Genomic DNA, 19,603 nt, shown 5'->3' with positions numbered 1-19,603 from the left:
CTGCCATGACGGCTGCGGCACTGCCACCGCCCGCCATCGCCGCGCCTCCCGGACTTCCTTCCTACGCCCGACAGGAGATCACGCATGCCTGAAAGCACCGCCAGCGATTCCGATGAGCCCTGGGAGTACACCCTGTACATCCCGAACGACCTGCGCGCCGTCACCATCTGCCGCCGTACCCTCCGGCTGATCCTGACCATGCACGGCCTGATCCGCCTCGTGGACACGGCCGAGTTGCTCGCGACCGAGCTGATCTCGAACTCCGTACGCCACACGAAGGGCCCCGCCGCGCTGCGCGTGCGGTGGTCGGCCGGTGTGCTGCGGATCGGGGCGTGGGACGCCGACCCGGAACCGCCCGAGCCGCCGGGAAAGCTGGAGCGGCTTGTCCGGGCGGAGGAGGGGCGGGGGCTCGCCCTGGTTCGGGCCTGCGCGGATCTGTGGGGGTGGCAGCCGCTGGCCAGGGGCGGCAACCGGGGTAAGTACGTGTGGTGTGACCTTGTCGCGGCGTAGCGCGTTGACCGCGTCGTGCGGAGCCAGTGGCTTTCACCCTGCGGACCATCGACGCCGAGAGCGCGGCGGTTTTCGGGCAGTTCGTCGAATCGTGCCTGGCCGATTCCCAGGCGAAGGAGAACTGATGGCGGAGATGCACTACTTCTTCCGGCATCCGGTGGCCGAGAAGGTGCGCGAGGAGGGCCGGGAGGAGGGCCGGGTCGCGGATCGTGCCGAGATGATCCTTCGCATCCTGGAGTGGCGTGACATTCCGGTCCCCGATGCCGTCCGGGATCGTGTGCTCGCCTGCACGGATCTGGCGCAGCTCGAGATCTGGGCGCAGCGGGCTGTCCGTGCCGGCGACGCGCGTGAGCTGTTCGCCGACGACACGGCTCGAGGCGATCGCTGAGAGGCTCGGGGGCCGAGAGCCTCTCAGCGGTTGATGGCCTGGATCTCCTGGACCTCCATGTCCTGCGTCGTCTCGAAGGTGCCGTCCGGCAGGTCGCCCTTGGCGCCGCCCGTGCCCTCCCAGGAGATCTCCCAGGTGACCGATGCCTTCAGCTGGTACGGCTCGCCGTTCGAAGCGCGGAGGTACCTGATGCCGCACGGCGGGGTCCTGTCGGCGTCGCCCTTCGTGTACGGCGTGCCGATGGAGCCGTCGGCGTTGATCTCGCATTCGCCGGAGGCGGGGTAGGTCTCGGCGTCTTCCGTGCCCGGCTCCAGGTGGAGGGAGACCGGTTTCGCCGTCGTCTCCGCCCACAGGCCCGTGTTGGGCAGCTCGGCGCGGACCTTGACCTCCTTGAAGGTGCCCTTGTCCAGCCAGACCCACGTCGGCAGGTTCACCGTGGACTTGGCCTGGGGCTTCAGCTCGACCTCGGTCTTGGGGATCTTGACCTCGTTGTAGGCGTACTCGGCGAGCATTTCCGGTGTTGGTGCGTGCGGGTCGTCAGGGACCTCGTTCGCGTCGACCCAGAACATGATGCGGCCGCAGTCCCAGGATTGCGGGTCTGAGTCGTCGGGTGCCACTCCACGCCAGAAGTAGCCGTCCTTGCCCAGGTTGTAGTCCTTGTAGCCCTCGGCGACGCTGTTCGTAGGGGAGTGCAGATCGAAGTTGTCCGCCGGCTTGCCGTCCCGGTAGTGGTCGGTCCACAGCTCCTTGCCGAACCACGACTCGTGGATGCCGACGTCACCCCCTCCGTCCGTGTCCACGAACTCCTTGAGCTGCTCGGGTGTGAAGGCAGGCTCGTACCAGCAGGCCGGCGGCTCCCAATTGGGGTCGATGGAGCTGAGGTTGCCCTGCTCGCCGCCGCCGTCGCCACCGCTCACATAGGTGATACGGATGCTGGAGACGGAGGACGACAGCGAGCCTTTGCCGTCCGAGTTCCCCTTGGTGTCGTCCTTGGTGCCTCCGCCGCCGAAGGCCTGTGCCGACGTGCTGGTGAGAACGATCGACAGGGCCGGCGCGAGTGTGCCGGCCAGCAGTCTCGTCGGCAGTCGCATCCGCCGCGCCATCAGGAGCACCCGCCCCTCTTGGAGGAGGTGGACACGGCCTGCCACACGCCCTGGGCGTTCTTCTGCATGGTCACGGTGTAGGCGACCTTCGGGTCGGTGCCCGGGGGGTTGGCCTCGACCTTGCCGGTCTTGCGGTTCTTGGTGCGCGCTTCGCTCTCGTCGGTGCAGTACCTGAGCTGAGCCTTCGTCTTCTTCGCGAAGAGTGTTGCCTCGGGGTCGGACACGGGCAGCTTGCCGATGACGGTCAGGTTCTTGTCCGTGTACGACTGGACCCACTTGCGGTCCTGCGAGAGCCCGGATTCGGTGTCGTAGAAGGCGAGGGCCTCGCTGTCCGGGTCGTTGGCGATGATCGCCGCGTAGCCCGCGCGCAGTTGTTCCTTGCCATCAGTGAGGACCGCTTGTTCGTCGGGGTCGCCGCTCGTCCAGCTCTCGAAGGTCAGCTGGAAACTGTTCGGGATGGTGATCTCCGGGCGCTGGACGTCGGACGCCCCCGCCGCCGACGCCGAAGGCGTGGAGCTGTTCGCTCCCTTGTCCGCCCCCTTGATGTCGTCCGGCGACGAGTCGTCGCCGCCTCCGCCGCAGGCGGTCAGCAGCAGGGTCGCCGTCGCGGTGAACGCGGCTGCGGTGGTCGTCAGGGCGCTGCGGGCCACGGTTGGTCCCCCCGGAGTTCGGCGTGTGTGCTACAGAGAGCGAAGCTATCAGTGGTCGGCAGGGCGGCATCGGGTGGCGTTGGGGGACTGTGTGGGGAATGTGAGAAGTGTTGTCGCGCACTCTCCCCGGACCTTGGCCCCGCAGGACAAAGGCGAGCAATCGGACGGAAGTTGCCGCCCCGGCTGCCGGGCGGCCTTCGACGCTGTCAGTACCAGTCCATAAGATCTCTGTAGGCTCAGCACACCCCTCATACCAGACAGTCCACAGCCCTCACACCACCTTCCCTCCACCCACGACCCAGGACATCCCCCATGCCGCGACGCCGCAGTTCAAGCTCGACAAGCTCGACGGCTCCCTCGACGGCCCCCAGGAACCGGACGCCGCAGCCCGTGCGGGTGCGGCGGCGTTCGTTCGGGGACATCGTCAAGGCGTTCCTCGCCTTCGTCGTGCTGGTCGGTCTCGTCGTCGGTGTGCCTCTCGCGCTGGCCTCGCAGGTGGGGTGGCCGCTGCCGAGCGGGGCGCCGAGCCTCGACTGGTTGCAGCGGGAAATCACCGTCCAGACGTTCCTGAACATCCTGACCGTCGTCGTCTGGTTCGCCTGGGCCCAGTTCACCGCCTGCGTACTCGTCGAGGTCAAGGCCGCGCTGTCCGGCGTCGGGGTGCCGGGACGGGTGCCGGGATCCGGGCCCAGTCAGTTGCTGGCCCGGCAGCTCGTCGCCGCCCTGCTGCTCGTCGGAGCCACCGCGGCGAGCCTCACGCCGGGACTGTCGCAGCTCGGGCAGAACCTGGAGGGGAACCAGAAGCCGGCCGTCGCGGCCGCCCAGCAGACCCCCGGGCTCTTCGGCCAGCAGCAGGAGCAGGCCGCCGATGCAGCCGCCGCCCTCGCCGAGCAGGCCTCCCAGGCGGCGGCACACGCGGACAGCCCCAGCGCCAAGGACGGCGACACGAAGTACTACCGGATCCAGCCCCCGGAAGGGCGGCACCACGACTCCCTCTGGGAGATCGCCGAGCGGCACCTCGGCGACGGGCGCCGGTACAAGGAGATCTTCGAGCTCAACAAGGACCGCGTGCAGCCGGACGGGTCCAAGCTGTCCGAGGCGAGCCTCATCCGGCCCGGCTGGATCATGGAGATGCCCGGTGACGCGCGCGGCGGCGATCTCGTCGAGATGCCCGACGAAGCGCCGAACGTCTCCGAGCAGGTCCAGCAGCAGATCCACGACTACGCCCGCACCGGTGACCACGCGCAAGGGGGCGGCGGCGCCCAGGGCGGCGGCGACTCCCGCGTCTCCCTCCCCGAGCAGCGGCCCGCCCCCGCGGCCCCGAGCACCGGGCAGGAGCACACCACCGGCGCCGAGTCCGGCGGTCACTCCTTCGGGCTGCCCGAAGCCCTCCTCACCGCCCCCCTCCTCGCCGCCGGTCTCCTCGGCGCCCTCGGCCGCCGTCGCCGGCAGGCCCTGTGGCAGTCGGCGCTCGGCGGTGTCGGCGGGCGGCGCGGCATGGAGCCGCCCACGCCGACCGGCGACGCCCAGGACGTGCAGGACGCGCTGCTCGTGGGCGCCGACCCGGAGGGCGTACGCCTGCTGGACCGGTCGTTGCGCGGGCTCGCCGCGTCCCTCACCGCCGAGTCGCGGCCCTTGCCCGTCGTCTACGCGGCCTGGCTGAGCAACGGCGACCTGCATCTGCAGCTCGCCCAGCCCGCCGGCAAGCCGCCCGCCCCCTGGCAGCTCGGGCAGGACCAGACGTTCTGGATGCTCGCGAAGGACGACGCCGCCCGGTACGAGGACGTCGACACCGCCGCCCCGTACCCCGGCCTCGTCAGCCTCGGCACCATGGACGAGTCACGGCTGCTGCTCAACCTGGAGTCCGTGCCCGGCATCGTGTCGCTCAGCGGCCGCGAGGCCGACCGGGCCGCCGTGTTCGCGTCCGTCGCCGCCGAACTGGCCACCAACGGCTGGTCGGACCGCATGACCATCACCCTCGTCGGCTTCGGCGACGACCTGACCCCCCTCGCGCCCAACCGGATCCGCCACCTCGACGGCATCGACGACCTCTTCGAGACCATGGCGGCCGAGACCCGCCAGCGGCGCGGTGCCCTGGGGGCCGCCGGGCACGACTCCGTGCTGACCGGACGCACCGGCCCCGCCCAGCACACCCGTTGGGGACCGCACCTCGTGCTGCTCGCCGCCCAGCCGTCCGACGAGGACGCCCTGCGGCTCGCCGAACTCGCCGCCGACGCCGGCCGTCTCGGCATCGGATACCTAGTCGGCACCGACAGCGCCGACCTGCCCGGCGCCGCCTGGGAGATGGAGATCACCGGCGAGGGCAAGCTGCTCGCCCCGCTGCTCGGGCTGGAACTCGACGCCCAGCTCCTGCCGTCCGCCCAGCAGCGTGCCGTCGTCGAGCTGTTCACCGACGCCGATCCCGACCAGGGGCCCGACGGACCGACCAACACCCCGCCGTTCCTCGTCGACATCAGCGAGCAGGGGCGGCCCGCGGTGTACGCGCGCCTCGTCGGGTCGTACGAGATCATCGGCCTCGACGCCCCCGACGACGACCGCAGCGCCCAGCTCCACGAGGCGCTCGCGCTGCTCCTGCTGCACCGCGAGGGCGTCCACCCGCGCGTCCTGGCCTCCGCGCTGTGGCCGCGGGGCGTGACCGAGGACGTGCGCGACGCGCTGGTCGAGCGGCTGCGCGCCTGGCTCGGTACCGACCCCGACGGCACGCCGAGGCTGGGCACCGACGCCACCGGGCGGCTCACCCTCGCCAAGTCCGTCGTCTCCGACCTGGACGTGCTGCGCTCCCTCTACTACGAGGCCACGCAGGGCCGGGGTGTCGACAGCCGCCAGGTGCGCGGCCGGCTGCTCACCGACGCGCTGGTGCTGGTGCGCGGGCCGCTGCTCGCCGACCGGCCCGAGGGCCGTTACCGCTGGCTCACCCACGAGATCATCGACGCCCAGCTCCCGCTGCTCGTCGCGGACACCGGGCTGGCACTGTCCGAGTTCCACCTGGAGAAGGACCGCGCGGAGAAGGCCATCGAGGCGCTGACCGCGGCCCTGCGCACGGCTCCCTCCGACGAGCGCCTGTGGAACGAGCTGCTGCGCGCCACGCACGCCACCGGCGACACCGACCGGCTTCGCGCGCTCGCCGCCGACCTCATCGGCCGCAGCGGGGCGCGCGGTCTGCCGCCGCGCACCGAGGCGCTCCTCGACGAGCTGCTGCCGACGTGGCGCGACGGCGTCGCGGCCGCGGGATGAGCAGCGGCGGATGAGCACCGACCTGCTGGTCGTCGCCGTCGCCGCGCTGTGGGGCGCGGTGACGGGGGCGGTGCTCCCGCGGGCCGCCTACCGGTTCTCCGCCCCGGCCGGGGAGCCCTGGCGGGACCGGTGCCCGGACGGGCATCCCGTCCGGGGCTGGCTCGGACGGGCACGGTGCGGCCAGTGCGGGAGGGCCAGCGCGACGCGCACTGCCGCGGACGGGGTGGTGAGCAGTTCAGCCGACGGCGCGACGCGCGGTGCGGCGAACAGTGCGCCGGGCAGCCCGGTGTACGGCGCCGGTGCGGCCGTCCTCGTCACCGTCACCGCACTCGTCTGCGCCGCCCTCGCCGCCGCCACCGGAACCCGTCCCGAACTGGCCGTCTGGCTGCTGATCGCGCCCGTCGGCGTGCTGCTGGCCGTCGTCGACCTGCGGGTACGACGGTTGCCCGACCCCCTCACCCTGCCGCTCGCCGGTGCCGCACTCGCCCTCCTCGGCCTCACCGCCCTCGTCCCCGAGCACGCCGGGGAGTGGACGACCGCCCTGCTGGGCGCCCTCGCGCTCGGCGCCGGCTACTTCGTGCTGTGGTTCATCAACCCCGCCGGCATGGGCTTCGGCGACGTCAAGCTGGCACTCGGGGCGGGCGCCGTCCTCGGCTGGTACGGCTGGCCGACGCTGATGCTCGGCACCTTCGCCGCTTTCCTGCTCGGGGCGCTGTACGGCGGTGTGCTCGTCGTCGCGGGCAGGGCGGGGCGCAAGACCGCCCTCGCGTTCGGGCCGTTCCTGATCACGGGTGCGTTCCTCGGGCTGCTGGTCGGCGCGTACACGGCCTGACGGCGACCGCGAAAACCCGCTGGCGTAGGCTGGTCGGGTCCGTCCACAACCCTTACGAAAGGGACGCCGGTGACCGAGAAGGCCGACCTTCAGCCCATCCTCGACCGTGCAGCCGCCGGTGGGCGGATCACCCCCGAAGAGGCCCTCGTCCTCTACCGCGACGCCCCGCTGCACGCGCTGGGCGCGGCGGCCGACGCCGTGCGCAGGCGGAAGTACGCCGGCACCGAGCACATCGCGACGTACATCATCGAGCGCAACATCAACTACACGAACGTGTGCGTCACGGCGTGCAAGTTCTGCGCCTTCTACGCCGCGCCCAAGGACACCGCCAAGGGCTGGACCCGCGACCTCGACGACATCCTGCGCCGCTGCGCGGAGACCGTCGAGCTGGGCGGCACGCAGATCATGTTCCAGGGCGGTCACCACCCGGACTACGGCGTCGAGTACTACGAGAAGCACTTCTCCGCCATCAAGAAGGAGTTCCCGCAGCTCGTCATCCACAGCCTGGGGGCGAGCGAGGTCGAGCACATGGCCCGGATCTCCGGCGTGTCGGTCGAGGAGGCCATCACCCGTATCCACGAGGCCGGCCTCGACTCCTTCGCGGGTGCCGGCGCGGAACTCCTCCCCGCCCGTCCCCGCAAGGCCATCGCGCCGCTGAAGGAGTCCGGCGAGCGTTGGCTGGAGATCATGGAGGCCGCCCACAACCTCGGTGTCGAGTCGACGTCCACGATGCTCATGGGCACCGGCGAGACCAACGCCGAGCGCATCGAGCACCTGCGGATGATCCGGGACGTGCAGGACCGCACCGGCGGCTTCCGCGCCTTCATCCCGTACACCTACCAGCCCGAGAACAACCACCTGAAGGGCCGGACGCAGGCGACCATCTTCGAGTACCTGCGGATGATCGCCATCGCCCGTGTCTTCCTCGACAACGTGGCCCACATCCAGGGCTCGTGGCTGACCACGGGCAAGGAGATCGGCCAGCTCTCCCTGCACTACGGCGCCGACGACCTCGGTTCGATCATGCTGGAGGAGAACGTCGTCTCCTCCGCCGGGGCCAAGCACCGCTCCAACCGGCTGGAGATCATCGACCTGATCCGCAAGGCGGGACGCGTCCCGGCCCAGCGCTCCACGACGTACGAGCACCTCGTCGTGCACGACGACCCGGCGAACGACCCCGTCGACGAGCGGGTCGTCTCCCACATCTCGTCCACGGCGATCGAGGGCGGGACGGCTCACCCCGAGCTGAAGCTGCTGGCCTCCAACTGACCCGGTGGCGGACCTAGTTGGAGACCATTCACACGGCGGACGAGGTCCGGGTCAGCTGGAGCTCGGAGCCGATCAGGGACGGTGCCGTCGTGGTGGGGCGGGACCGGATCGGGGACGTCGGGACGTTCGAGGAACTGCGTGAGCGGTTCCCGGGGGCGCGCGTACGCAGATGGCCGGGCGTCCTCGGCCCCGCGCGCGTCCACGAGGGCCCGCTGCCGGACGCGCCGACGCCTCGCGAACGCATCCACGCGGTGCTGAAGCTGGGTGCCGTGGTGGTTCTGGAGGAGCACGTCGGCACACCCGAACTCCGCGCGGCCGCCGAGCGCAACGGCGTGGCGGTGTGGCCCGGGGTGCCGTCGCCGTCCTGGGAGCCCGCCATCCGCCGGAACGGCCGTGCCGACCTCGCCGTCCTCGACGAGACCGGCGCGTGCATCGCGACGGTCTGCGCGGGCCGGCTGGTGCACCGGCGCCGCTGAGCGCGCGCGTACGCGGCTTCACCCCGTGGGCGCGGGCGACCACGGCTCGCAACGCGCGCACCTCGGGTGTGGCGTGGCTCGTCGTGTGAACGCCGCTGCGTGCCGCGGGTGTGGCGTGGCTCGTCGTGTGAACGCTGCTGCGTGCCGCGGGAGCGACCGCGCTCACCCCGTGAACGCCTCTGCGAAGGCGCCGTCCTCCTGGTCCACCCCGCTGCAGTCGGTCAGCGCGTCGTCCGAAGAGGAGTCGTCGCCGCACTGCCGGTCCCGGAACGTCGACCACATCGACACCCAGGCGATCTCCTTCTCCTCGGCGAAGGAGCGGACCTGTGCCGCGTCCGAGAGGGTGAACGTCTCGCCGTCCACGTCGTTGACGCCGACCATCGAAGTAAGGGCCATGCCGCGCCAGGCCGCAGCGTCGGACAGACCGAAGACCGACTTCAGCTGGGTGTGCGCGGCGGCGGCCGAGGTGAGGGCGTAGTCGCCCATGTCGTCGGTGTAGGACTCGCCGTAGTTCATGGTCATGAGGTTGACCGCGGAGACCGCCACGCCGTGGTTGTTGGCGGACTCCAGCAGGGCCAGGCCGTCGTCGTCGAGCCCGGAGGGCATGACCGGGAGGGTGAAGGAGACCTCCAGGCCGTCGCGCTCCTCCTGGAGCAGCGCGAGCGCTTCGGAGCGCAGGTCGACCGAGTCGGAGTCGGTCAGCTCGTCGCCCTCGATGTCGAAGTCGGCCTGGGTGGAGCCGGCCGCGTCCAGCGCCTCTCCGTACGCCTCCGCCAGCTCCGACGCGCTGTCGCAGGCCGCCGCGAGCTCCTTGCCGGAGGCCCCGCCGAAGGAGACACGGACCGTGGCGCCGTCCTCCTCCAGTTGCGCGATACGGGCCTTCACGGCCGAGTCGCCGATCGCGTGGGTGCCGTTCCACTTCGGCGTGCAGCCGCTGCCGGAGGACAGCACGAACGCCAGGTTGTACGTCGTCGGGGAGCCCGCCGAGTCGTTGTCGGACGCCGTGGTGGCGCTGACATAGGGGGCGTAGGAGGTGGCCGACGAGGCGGTGGAGGAAGGGGACTGCGAAGGGGACGGCTGCGGCGGCGCCGCGGCTCCCGCGTCCGAGGTGGCGCCCGAGCCCGCGGAGCACCCCACCGCGGCCAGGGCGAACAGGCAGGTGAGCCCGGCCAGCGGCTTCAGGAAACTCCTCATTGCGTAAGCACCCGCTCTCGTGATTTCTGTCCCAGGACGGAAACAAAGTGCGTTTCCGGAATGGAAATGTCTCATACGGGGCTGGGGTTCGGCGGGGCGGCCGGTGCACAGGCTGTGTATGGCCATAGCGGGACAAAAGGGGCGGAAAGGGCGGAGGAGTGGGGCATTTGACCCCGCCTGGTCTCGGCCGACCCGGGGCGGGCCGTTTGGTCTTTCCAGGTATCTCTCAGGGAAAAGACAGGTTGCGCGGTTTCTCATGGGCGCCTCACAAGGAAGTCAGAGTTTGCGGCACACAAAAGCTCTCTAATGTTCGGGGAATGCATTCCGAGCCTGTCATCGAAAGCCGCGCCGCCGCGCGCGGTCGCCGCCGTAAACCCGGCAGTGGGTCCGTCGAAGGACCCGTGTTCGTCGACAACTCCGGACGCCGCTCGAAGCTGTTGCGCCGGGTCGGCCTCCTTCTGGGGACTCTCTGCGTCGGTTACGCGTTCGTCCTCGGCATGGCCTTCATGGGCATCGGCACCTCGATCAACCCGTCCTCGCTGTTGCCGTTCGCCGGCGGCCCCGACGGCTCGGCCCCCGGCGGAGGCATGCGGCCGCAGGGCGGCACCCTGCCGGACGGCACCGCCCCGACGGGCGCGCCCACCGGCGCTCCCTCCCTCGGCACCGCGCCCAGCGGCGCACCGACGGCAACCGCTTCCGCCTCCACCACGGCCTCCGCCGCCTCCGCCGACTGACCGGAGCGCCCTCTTCCATGACCACGACGACACCCTCACGCGGCCGCCGACGCGCGCCCACCCGGATGGAACGCGCCGCCGGAAAGGCCGCCGCGCTGCAGAAGCCGCGCGTCATCCTCGCCCTGCTCCTCCTGCTGGCGCTCACCTGCGTGATGCTGCTGGACGGCTACCTCCGCGCCGAGGTCGGCGGTGACCAGCGCGTACGCACGGGCGCCAGCGCGAGCGACGTACCGGACGAGGTGCTGGACGGAGGACCGATCCTCACCTTCCGGGGCGGCCAGGCCACCACGGTCTCCGTGCCGGACAAGACGATCGCGCTCACCTTCGACGACGGCCCGAACCCCACCTGGACACCGAAGGTCCTCGACATCCTCGAGGAGTACGACGTCCCGGGCACGTTCTTCGTGGTCGGCTCGATGGTCTCGCGCTACCCGGACATCGTGAAGGACCTGGTGGACCAGGGCAACGAGGTCGGCATCCACACCTTCACCCACGTCGACCTGTCGTACCAGAGCGACGCCCGTGTCACCCGCGAGATCGAGCAGACGCAGCTCGCGCTCGCGGGCGCGGCCGGCATCACCACCACGCTGTTCCGGGCGCCGTACTCCTCGGAGACGGACGCCATCGACAACTACAGCTGGCCCGTCTACGAGAAGCTCGGCCAGGACGGCTACACCAGCGTCTTCATCGACACCGACAGCGACGACTGGAAGCGGCCCGGCGTGTCGAACATCGTCAAGTGGGCCACCCCGGAGGACGACGAGGGCGCCTCCGTCCTCTTCCACGACGCCGGCGGCGAACGGTCGCAGACCATCGAGGCGCTGCCGAAGTACATCGAGAAGATGAAGGCGAAGGGGTACACCTTCACCACCGTCAGCGGCGTCATGGCCGAACAGCAGCAACAACAGCAGCCCGCGGCCGGGCCGGGCTCCGCCGGAAGGGCCGGTTCGGGCGACGCTCTCCAGGCCGCCCACCACGAGGCCACCGGGGCGACCCTCTACGAGGGCAAGGCCCTCATCGCGGCGGTCGCCGTCGCCGAGTGGGCCGTGCCGGCGCTGTCGGTCGGGCTCACGGTCGTGGGCGTGGCCGTCCTGGGCCGCTTCGGGATGATGCTGCTGCTCGCCCGCCGCCACCACAGACAGCGCAACAGACGCCGGTTCAGCTGGGGACAGCCGGTCACCCGGCCGGTGAGCGTGATCGTCCCGGCGTACAACGAGAAGGAGTGCATCGCCAACACCCTCGGCTCACTGGCCCGGAGCACCCACCCGATCGAGATCATCGTCGTGGACGACGGTTCCACGGACGGCACCTCGGAGATCGCCCGCGAGGCGGCCGCCTCGCTCGGCATGTCCAACGTCCGGGTCGTCCACCAGGAGAACGCGGGCAAGCCGGCGGCGCTGAACAACGGGGTGCGGCACGCCAGTCACGACATCGTCGTGATGATGGACGGCGACACCGTCTTCGAGCCGGACACCGTGCGGCAGCTGGTGCAGCCCTTCGCCGACCCGGAGGTCGGCGCGGTGGCGGGCAACGCCAAGGTGGGCAACCGCAACACGATCATCGGCGCCTGGCAGCACATCGAGTACGTGATGGGCTTCAACCTCGACCGGCGCATGTACGACCTGCTGCGGTGCATGCCGACCATTCCCGGCGCGATCGGCGCCTTCCGCCGAGAGGCGGTCCTCCAGGTCGGAGGCATGAGCGAGGACACCCTCGCCGAGGACACCGACATCACCATCGCCCTGCACCGCGCGGGCTGGCGGGTCGTCTACCAGGAGCACGCCCGGGCCTGGACCGAGGCACCGGGTTCCCTCAAGCAGCTCTGGTCCCAGCGCTACCGCTGGTCGTACGGCACCATGCAGGCGCTGTGGAAGCACCGCGGGTCCCTGACGGACAAGGGCCCCTCGGGCCGCTTCGGGCGCGTCGGCATGCCGCTGGTGGTCGTCTTCCAGATCGTCACGCCCGTCTTCGCCCCGCTCATCGACGTGTTCACCGTCTACTCCATGGTCTTCGTCGACTTCACGGCGGCGCTGCTGGCGTGGCTGGCGGTGCTGGGCGTCCAGCTGCTGTGCGCGGCCTACGCCTTCCGCCTGGACCGGGAGAAGTACCGGTACCTGCTGATGATGCCGCTGCAGCAGCTCGCGTACCGCCAGATGATGTACCTCGTCCTGATCCACTCCTGCATCACCGCCCTCACCGGCGGCCGGCTGCGCTGGCAGAAGCTGAAGCGGACCGGCGAGGTGGGGACGCCGGCGGGGACCGGGTGATGGGCACGCACCGCAAGGGGGGCCCGGCGCCGGACACCGCCACCGCGCCGGGCCAGGCCCCGGGGCGGGACCGGTACTTCGACACCCTCCGCGCCCTCGCCCTCGTCCGGGTCGTCGCGTACCACGCCCTCGGCTGGCCGTGGGCCGGCCTGGTCTTCCCCTCCATGGGGATCATGTTCGCCCTGGCCGGCACCCTGATGGCGAAGTCCCTGGCACGCCCCGCGCTGAAGGTGGTGAGGAGCCGGCTGCGCCGGCTGCTGCCGCCGTTCTGGTTCTGGGGCCTCTTCGTGGTCGTCGCGATGCTGGTGCACGGCTGGATGCCGGGGTGGCGGATCGTCTACTGGGTCGTCCCCCTCGGCGACCCGCCGGGCAGCGCCTGGGGCGAGCAGGCCTGGGAGATCCTCTGGTACCTGCGGACGTACCTGTGGTTCGTCCTCCTCTCCCCGCTGCTGCTGCGCCTGTTCCGCCTCGCCCCCGTCCCGGTGCTGCTCCTGTCCCTCACCCCGATCGTCGTCTTCCAGTTCGTCCGGCAACCACCGGACGACCGTCTCGGCACCGCACTGCTGGACCTGGCGACCTACCTCTTCTGCTGGATCCTCGGCTTCGCCCACCGCGACGGTGTGCTGCGCCGTCTGAAGCCGGCCGCGGTCGTCCCGCTGTCGTCGGCCGCCCTCGCCTTCGGCGCCTGGTACGCCTTCGCGCACCGGGCCGAGTACGGCACCTACGACCTCGACGAGAACCCCCTCGCGCAGGCCTTCTGGTCGGCCGGGTTCGTGACGCTGCTGATGTACGCCAAGGCCCGGCTCGGCACCGACTTCGCCGGGCTGTCCCGGATGCGGTGGCTGCACCGGCTCGTGACCGTCTTCAACGCGCGGGCGGTGACGATCTACCTGTGGCACGAGATCGCGCTGGTCCTGGCCGTGCCGCTGATCGACCTGTGCTGGCAGGTGCCCGCGTTCGAGGCGTACCTGCCGCTGGCGAGCCAGTGGTTCCTGCTCGGCGTCGGCTGGGTCCTGATCGCCGTGTTCGTGGTGCTGGCCGGATGGGTGGAGGACGTCGCCGCGCGGAAGAGGCCGCGCCTGCTGCCGTGAACCCGTACTGCAACAATGGGGCCGTGACCCGCGCTTCCCTGAACAAGCAGCCGCACGAAGTCGCCTCGATGTTCGACCACGTCGCGGAACGGTACGACCTCACGAACGACGTGCTGTCGCTCGGCCAGGACCGGGTGTGGCGCAAGGAGGTGGCCAGAGCCGTCGACGCCCGCCCGGCGCAGAAGGTCCTCGACCTGGCCGCCGGCACGGCCACGTCCTCGCTGCCCTTCGCCCGCACCGGTGCGTACGTCGTGCCCTGCGACTTCTCCCTCGGCATGCTCCAGGTGGGCAAGCAGCGGCACTCCTGGCTGCCGTTCACCGCGGGCGACGCGACGCGGCTGCCGTTCAGGGACGACGTCTTCGACGCGGTCACCATCTCCTTCGGGCTGCGCAACGTGCAGGACACCGACGCGGCGCTGCGGGAGATGTACCGGGTGACGAAGCCCGGCGGCCGGGTCGTGATCTGCGAGTTCTCGCACCCGACCTGGGCGCCCTTCCGCACCGTCTACACCGAGTACCTGATGCGCGCGCTGCCGCCGGTGGCCCGCGCGGTGTCGTCCAACCCGGACGCGTACGTCTACCTCGCCGAGTCCATCCGCGCCTGGCCCGACCAGCCCGCCCTGGCCGGGCGGCTGCAGAAGGCCGGCTGGTCGAAGGTGGCGTGGCGCAACCTCACGGGCGGCGTGGTGGCGCTGCACCGCGGGTTCAAGGACCGCTAGCGGTAGCTGAGGACCGGGTACGGGGCCGCCGGCTCGTCCAGCTCCCGGCGCAGCCCGCCCCCGGGCGGTTCCGGCACCCGTGGCTCGCGGACCCCGGCGCCTCCGCCGCCCTCGCCCTCTCCGAAGTCGAACCACACGGTGACCACGGCGCCCCGCGGCACCTCGACGCCGGGCAGCGGGTACTGCCGTACGACGTGGTCGACGACGGTGCGGGCGAAGTCGGGCCGGTCCGGCGCGGCGAGCAGGACGCCGTACGCCTCGGCGGCTTCGCGCGCGTCCGTCGCCATCAGTCCGATCAGGCGGGGTACGCGCACTTCGGGTGTCTTGGGTGTTCTGCGCACAGTCGTCACCCCCAGCGGTACGGGCAGAGTAGCCCCGCCGCGCACCGGCCGGAAGCATCAAGTGGCGTTCCGTAACAGAGGATTACGGTGTGTCACTCTTCGGTGTCGGGTCACTCGACCGTCGGGGTCACCAGGCCCAGCCGGTAGCAGTGGCCCTGCTGCTGGGAGACCGGGGTCGTGAAGACCTCGGCGAGGCGCATGCCCAGCCGCCGGGTGACCGCGATGGACCGGGTGTTGCGGGCGTTGACCATCGCGACCACCTCGGCCACGCCGGCCGCGCGCACCCGCTCCAGCGTCTGCCGGGCCGCGGCGGTGACGTACCCCTTGCCCCAGTGCGCCCGGCCGAGCCGCCAGCCGATCTCGATCTCGCCCTTGGGGCCCCAGTCCTGCGGCCACGGCTGGGCGCCGGTGAAGCCGATCGCCTGACCGGACTCGTCGAGCACCGTCCACAGGCAGAAACCGTGCTCGGCGTCGTGCCGGCGCTGGCGGGCGGTGAGTTCCTCGTAGACGGACAGCTCCGCGGACCTCCCGCCGTGGAATTCCATGACGTCCGGATCGTCGAAGATCCGGTGCCAGGCGACGGCGTCCTCGTCGGTGGGGACGCGCAGCCGTACAGCGGGGAGAGCTCGGTTCACGGGGCAGCCCTTCAGCCGGGTGATCGGTGACGCTGAATAGACTGCCCATGTCCAGTGCCCGTCGGCACGCAGATTTCGAACCTTGGGGAGATCCCGCCGTGACCGAGCCCCTCTCCGACAACACCGCCGATGTGATCGTCGTGGGCGCGGGGCCAGCCGGCTCCACGACCGCGTACTACCTGGCCAAGGCTGGGCTCGATGTGCTCCTGCTGGAGAAGACCGCCTTCCCCCGGGAGAAGGTCTGCGGCGACGGCCTGACCCCGCGCGCGACCAAGCAGCTCGTGGCGATGGGCATCGACGTCTCCGAGGAGGCCGGCTGGCTGCGCAACAAGGGCCTCAGGATCATCGGCGGCGGCGTGCGGCTGCAGCTGGACTGGCCGGAACTCGCCTCCTTCCCGGACTACGGACTCGTCCGCAAGCGCGACGACTTCGACGAGCAACTGGCCCGGCAGGCCCAGAAGGCCGGCGCGCGCCTGTACGAACGCTGCAACGTCGGTGCCCCCGTCGTGGACGACCGCACCGGCCGCATCACCGGCGTGCACGCCAAGCTCGGTGAGGACAAGCGCGAGGTGACGTTCCACGCGCCGCTCGTGGTCGCCGCGGACGGCAACTCCACGCGCCTGTCCCTGGCGATGGGCCTGCACCGCCGCGAGGACCGTCCGATGGGTGTGGCGGTCCGCACGTACTTCACCAGCCCGCGCCACGACGACGACTACCTGGAGTCCTGGCTGGAGCTGTGGGACCGCCGGGGCCCGCAGGACCGCCTCCTGCCGGGCTACGGCTGGATCTTCGGCATGGGCGACGGGACGAGCAACGTCGGCCTGGGCGTGCTGAACACCTCCGACTCCTTCAAGGAACTGGACTGGCGCGAGGTCCTCAAGGCCTGGTGCGCGTCCATGCCGGAGGACTGGGGCTACACCCCCGACAACATGACCGGGCCCATCCGCGGTGCCGCGCTGCCGATGGCCTTCAACCGCCAGCCCCACTACACGCGCGGGCTGCTGCTGGTCGGCGACGCCGGCGGCCTGGTGAACCCCTTCAACGGCGAGGGCATCGCCTACGCCATGGAGTCCGGCCAGATCGCCGCCGACGTCATCGTGCAGGCCCACGCGCGGGCGACGCCGGCCCAGCGCGAGACGGCCCTGCAGCGCTACCCGCGCGTCCTGAAGGACACCTACGGCGGCTACTACACGCTGGGCCGCGCCTTCGTGAAGCTCATCGGCAACCCGAAGGTCATGCAGATCGCGGCCCAGCGCGGCCTGACCCATCCGCTGCTGATGAAGTTCACCTTGAAGATGCTCGCCAACCTGACGGACCCGACGGGCGGCGACGCGATGGACCGCATCATCAACGGGCTGAGCAAGGTGGCCCCGAAGGCGTGATCAGCCCCCGCTGAGAGCGGCGGCGTTGGCGGCCCGGCGGGCGAACACCTCCTCGCGCCGGTCCGCCGACTGCCGCAGCGCCGCCCGCCGGTCACGCTTGGAGAGCCGGTCCAGGTAGACGTGACCGTTCACGTGGTCGGTCTCGTGGGCGAGGCAGCGTGCGAAGTAGCCGGTGCCTGCCACGAGGAGCGGACCGCCGTCCTTGTCGAGACCCCGCACGACGGCGCGGTCGGGCCGCGGTACGTCCATGACGGCGCCCGGCACCGAGAGGCATCCCTCGCCCTCGTCGAGCAGGCGCCGTCCGGCGGGGTCGAGCGGTTCCAGCACCGGATTGACGATGTGCCCGACATGTCGGACACCGTCGTCGTCGGGGCAGTCGTAGACGAAAAGGCGCAGGCCGACACCGACCTGATTGGCCGCCAGTCCGGCTCCCTCGGCGACGTACATCGTCCGGAACATGTCGTCGATCAGCGCGGCGAGGTCGGGACCGAACTCGGTGACGTCCCGGCACGGCTTGTGCAGCACCTCTTCGCCGACCTCGGTGACACGCCGGACCGAACCGCGCAGCGCCTCCGGCGCGAGTGGCGGGTAGGAGGCGACGGGCCGCCCCTGTACGAACACGCTCGGCATGACGTTCTCTCCTTCGTCTCGTGGACGGGCCGGTGGAGAGCCGGCCCGCGCCGAGCATGCCAGGAGCGCCCGGAGAGCGGGGAGAGCGGGGAGAGCGGGGAGAGCCCGAAGGGCCGCAGCCCCCGAGCGGCTGCGGCCCTTCGTACGGTTGTGCCCGGTGCGAGCGTCAGAGCACGCGCACCGCGCCGCTCGGCGGGTCGTACGACAGCGGCTTCAGCGCGACGCCGGTGGACGGGTTCTGCGCGCCGACGAACATGCCGTCGCCGACGTACACGCCCACGTGGTAGGCGCTGCCCGCACCACCCCAGTAGAGGATGTCGCCCGGCTGGAGGTTGCTCAGCGACACCTGGGTGCCGGCGGTCGACTGGGCCTGGGAGACGCGCGGCAGGTCGATGCCGACCTGCTTGAAGGCGGCCTGGACGAGGCCGGAGCAGTCCCAGGAGTTGGGACCGGTGCCGCCGGAGACGTAGGCGTCGCCGACCTGCGACTGGACGAAGGAGACGACCGCGGCGGCCGAACCGGTGGCCGTGGACGTGCTGGTGCTGGTGCTTGAGCCGGCGCTGCTGCCCGTGCTCGCGGAGGAGCCGGTGTCCACGGAGGCGCTGAGCGTGGCGCGCTCGGTGGCGCGGGCGGCGCGCTCGGCGGCCTCCTTGCGGGCGGCCTCCTCGGCCTTCTTCTTGGCCTCCGCGGCCTTCTTCTTGGCCTCGGCGAGGTCCGCCTTGGCCTCCTTGGCCGCCTTGGCGGCGGCCGCGTCGCGCTCGGCCCGCAGCTCGTAGCTCGCGGCGGCCTGCTGCGTGGCGTCCGCGGACTGGGCGACCTGAGCGGCCAGGTCGGCCGTCAGGGTGGGCAGTTCGAGGGTCTGCGTCACCGGCTCGGCCGCGTTCGCCGAGCCGGACGCCCCGGCGACTGCCAGGGTGCTGAGGACGCCACCGGCAACTCCGGCCCGCATCGCGAGAGTGGACGCGCTGCGGCGGGGCTTCCGGTGGCTGCGTATGTGAGCGGTGTGGGACATGAGTACAACCGGTATCAGGAGCTCCTCCATACCTTCAAGAAACGTGTCCTGCGCCACAATTGTTCAATGGGGCACTTGAATCCCGGGCGTGTCGCCCTTTATTGACGCCGTAACGGACATTGCGGGCGCACCGTAATCGGCCTGTGATCACGGACTTTGATCGTTACGCCCGAATTGCCCCGCGCCTACCACTTGTTGAGGCAGTTGGCCAAGCCCGGTTCTCAGGCGCCTCTCATGGATGTGGCGGAGGTCACGGAACGGTTACCGGGGCGGTCGCGTCCCCGGGCGGATTCGGCCCCGCGGCGCTCGTGAACGCGTGCACGCGTCCACATCGCACCCCGCCCCTCCCTCTGATGTGTGAACGGGCGCCTCTACCAAGAGATCGCGTCCAGCACCAATTTGCATGCAAGGGAAGCATCTTGATATGGAGACGCCCCTCCTGATCAGCGATGACACGTAAAATTGTCACCTCTGGTGACCAGTCGAACGCTTCTTGTATGAAGATCACTGCTCATCCGACTTCATGATCCTTCGTCAGGTGGTGGAGATCACAAAGCTTGTGCAATACCCCGTGTCGCAGATCACAGAGCGGCGGGCATAAGATGCGTGGCAGTCGGGCTTGTGACCTGCTTCACATGTTCGCGATCTTCGCCGGGACGAGCGGGGCTCGTGGGACTGCTGGGGCGGCCGTGAGTCCAGGCAAACCGCCAGCAGTCAGTGCCGACTGAGAGGAGCGAGGAGCGGTGAACGCGTATGCGCCCATCCTCGTACTGGGAGCCCTCGGGGCAGGCTTTGCGATCTTCTCCGTGGTCATGGCCACGCTGATCGGTCCGAAGCGGTACAACCGGGCCAGGCTCGAGGCCTACGAGTGCGGCATCGAGCCGACCCCCACGCCGGCCGGCGGCGGGCGTTTCCCCATCAAGTACTACCTGACGGCGATGCTCTTCATCGTCTTCGACATCGAGATCGTCTTCCTCTACCCCTGGGCCGTCACCTTCGACGCCCTGGGGATTTTCGGGCTCGTGGAGATGCTGCTCTTCGTGCTCACCGTCTTCGTCGCGTACGCGTACGTATGGCGGCGCGGCGGCCTGGAATGGGACTGAGGGGCCTTTAGT

At 70.6% G+C, this 19,603-nt stretch carries 18 protein-coding genes and 1 pseudogene; 12 read left to right on the top strand and 7 right to left on the bottom strand.

Annotated features, from left to right (window positions below; genetic code table 11):
• The first annotated feature begins 84 nt into the window (after positions 1–84).
• Complete coding sequence (locus IE260_RS26665; RefSeq protein ID WP_189876168.1) at positions 85–510, top strand: ATP-binding protein; 426 nt, start codon at positions 85–87, stop codon at positions 508–510.
• Between the two features lie 20 nt (positions 511–530).
• Positions 531–898, top strand: a pseudogene (locus IE260_RS26660) (hypothetical protein); the annotation flags it as partial.
• Positions 899–921: 23 nt separating this feature from the next.
• On the opposite strand, the gene IE260_RS26655 reads toward IE260_RS26660, so the two are convergent.
• Complete coding sequence (locus IE260_RS26655) at positions 922–1,989, bottom strand: hypothetical protein (protein WP_189876165.1); 1,068 nt, start codon at positions 1,987–1,989, stop codon at positions 922–924.
• Between the two features lie 11 nt (positions 1,990–2,000).
• Positions 2,001–2,651, bottom strand: a complete 651-nt coding sequence (locus IE260_RS26650; RefSeq protein ID WP_189876162.1) for a hypothetical protein — start codon at positions 2,649–2,651, stop codon at positions 2,001–2,003.
• Positions 2,652–2,963: 312 nt separating this feature from the next.
• On the opposite strand from IE260_RS26650, the gene IE260_RS26645 reads away from it, so the two are divergent.
• The 4 genes from IE260_RS26645 to IE260_RS26630 all read left to right on the top strand — a co-directional run bounded on the left by IE260_RS26645 (position 2,964) and on the right by IE260_RS26630 (position 8,483).
• Positions 2,964–5,906: a BTAD domain-containing putative transcriptional regulator gene (locus IE260_RS26645; RefSeq protein ID WP_189876160.1), complete on the top strand. Its 2,943-nt coding sequence runs from the start codon at positions 2,964–2,966 to the stop codon at positions 5,904–5,906.
• A gap of 10 nt (positions 5,907–5,916) precedes the next feature.
• Positions 5,917–6,738 carry a prepilin peptidase gene (locus tag IE260_RS26640; protein WP_189876158.1) on the top strand — a complete coding sequence of 274 codons (822 nt, stop codon included), beginning with the start codon at positions 5,917–5,919 and terminating at the stop codon, positions 6,736–6,738.
• Between the two features lie 69 nt (positions 6,739–6,807).
• A complete protein-coding gene (mqnC, locus tag IE260_RS26635; RefSeq protein WP_189876155.1) occupies positions 6,808–8,007 on the top strand; it encodes a cyclic dehypoxanthinyl futalosine synthase in 1,200 nt (399 codons plus the stop codon).
• Between the two features lie 17 nt (positions 8,008–8,024).
• A complete protein-coding gene (locus IE260_RS26630) occupies positions 8,025–8,483 on the top strand; it encodes an imidazolonepropionase-like domain-containing protein (protein ID WP_189876153.1) in 459 nt (152 codons plus the stop codon).
• Positions 8,484–8,645: 162 nt separating this feature from the next.
• On the opposite strand, the gene IE260_RS26625 is transcribed toward IE260_RS26630, so the two are convergent.
• Positions 8,646–9,677, bottom strand: a complete 1,032-nt coding sequence (locus IE260_RS26625) for a chitinase (RefSeq protein ID WP_189876151.1) — start codon at positions 9,675–9,677, stop codon at positions 8,646–8,648.
• A gap of 401 nt (positions 9,678–10,078) precedes the next feature.
• On the opposite strand from IE260_RS26625, the gene IE260_RS26620 reads away from it, so the two are divergent.
• From IE260_RS26620 to IE260_RS26605, 4 genes are read left to right on the top strand one after another with little or no spacing between them, the layout of a single operon-like run.
• Complete coding sequence (locus tag IE260_RS26620) at positions 10,079–10,411, top strand: hypothetical protein (RefSeq protein ID WP_308434696.1); 333 nt, start codon at positions 10,079–10,081, stop codon at positions 10,409–10,411.
• A 17-nt stretch (positions 10,412–10,428) separates the two neighbouring features.
• Entirely contained in the window at positions 10,429–12,678 is a 2,250-nt protein-coding gene (locus tag IE260_RS26615; protein WP_189876148.1) for a bifunctional polysaccharide deacetylase/glycosyltransferase family 2 protein, read from the top strand.
• The gene (locus IE260_RS26610; RefSeq protein WP_189876145.1) at positions 12,678–13,769 is read left to right on the top strand and encodes an acyltransferase family protein; all 1,092 of its coding nucleotides are present in this window, start codon (positions 12,678–12,680) and stop codon (positions 13,767–13,769) included. Before IE260_RS26615 ends, IE260_RS26610 begins: the two co-directional genes overlap by 1 nt.
• 23 nt (positions 13,770–13,792) lie before the next feature.
• Positions 13,793–14,488, top strand: coding sequence for a demethylmenaquinone methyltransferase (locus tag IE260_RS26605; RefSeq protein ID WP_189876143.1), 696 nt, complete (start codon positions 13,793–13,795; stop codon positions 14,486–14,488).
• Here IE260_RS26605 and IE260_RS26600 read toward each other — a convergent pair.
• Both IE260_RS26600 and IE260_RS26595 read right to left on the bottom strand, forming a co-directional pair.
• On the bottom strand, positions 14,485–14,829 hold the full coding sequence (locus IE260_RS26600) for a PASTA domain-containing protein (RefSeq protein ID WP_189876141.1): 345 nt from the start codon (positions 14,827–14,829) through the stop codon (positions 14,485–14,487). The genes IE260_RS26605 and IE260_RS26600 overlap by 4 nt on opposite strands.
• A 110-nt stretch (positions 14,830–14,939) precedes the next feature.
• Entirely contained in the window at positions 14,940–15,464 is a 525-nt protein-coding gene (locus IE260_RS26595) for a GNAT family N-acetyltransferase (RefSeq protein ID WP_189876139.1), read from the bottom strand.
• A 47-nt stretch (positions 15,465–15,511) separates the two neighbouring features.
• On the opposite strand from IE260_RS26595, the gene IE260_RS26590 reads away from it, so the two are divergent.
• On the top strand, positions 15,512–16,846 hold the full coding sequence (locus IE260_RS26590; protein WP_189876137.1) for a geranylgeranyl reductase family protein: 1,335 nt from the start codon (positions 15,512–15,514) through the stop codon (positions 16,844–16,846).
• On the opposite strand, the gene def is transcribed toward IE260_RS26590, so the two are convergent.
• The gene (gene def, locus IE260_RS26585; RefSeq protein ID WP_189876135.1) at positions 16,847–17,476 is read right to left on the bottom strand and encodes a peptide deformylase; all 630 of its coding nucleotides are present in this window, start codon (positions 17,474–17,476) and stop codon (positions 16,847–16,849) included.
• Positions 17,477–17,642: 166 nt separating this feature from the next.
• On the bottom strand, positions 17,643–18,488 hold the full coding sequence (locus IE260_RS26580) for a C40 family peptidase (protein ID WP_189876133.1): 846 nt from the start codon (positions 18,486–18,488) through the stop codon (positions 17,643–17,645).
• A 743-nt stretch (positions 18,489–19,231) separates the two neighbouring features.
• Here IE260_RS26580 and IE260_RS26575 point away from each other — a divergent pair.
• Positions 19,232–19,591 carry an NADH-quinone oxidoreductase subunit A gene (locus tag IE260_RS26575; protein ID WP_030420561.1) on the top strand — a complete coding sequence of 120 codons (360 nt, stop codon included), beginning with the start codon at positions 19,232–19,234 and terminating at the stop codon, positions 19,589–19,591.
• Positions 19,592–19,603: the final 12 nt, after the last annotated feature.

It is taken from the genome of Streptomyces viridiviolaceus (genome assembly GCF_014650995.1).
Lineage (GTDB): Bacteria > Actinomycetota > Actinomycetes > Streptomycetales > Streptomycetaceae > Streptomyces > Streptomyces viridiviolaceus.
The sequence above is the reverse complement of the archived record's forward strand: the minus strand, read 5'-3'. Positions and strand labels throughout refer to the sequence as shown.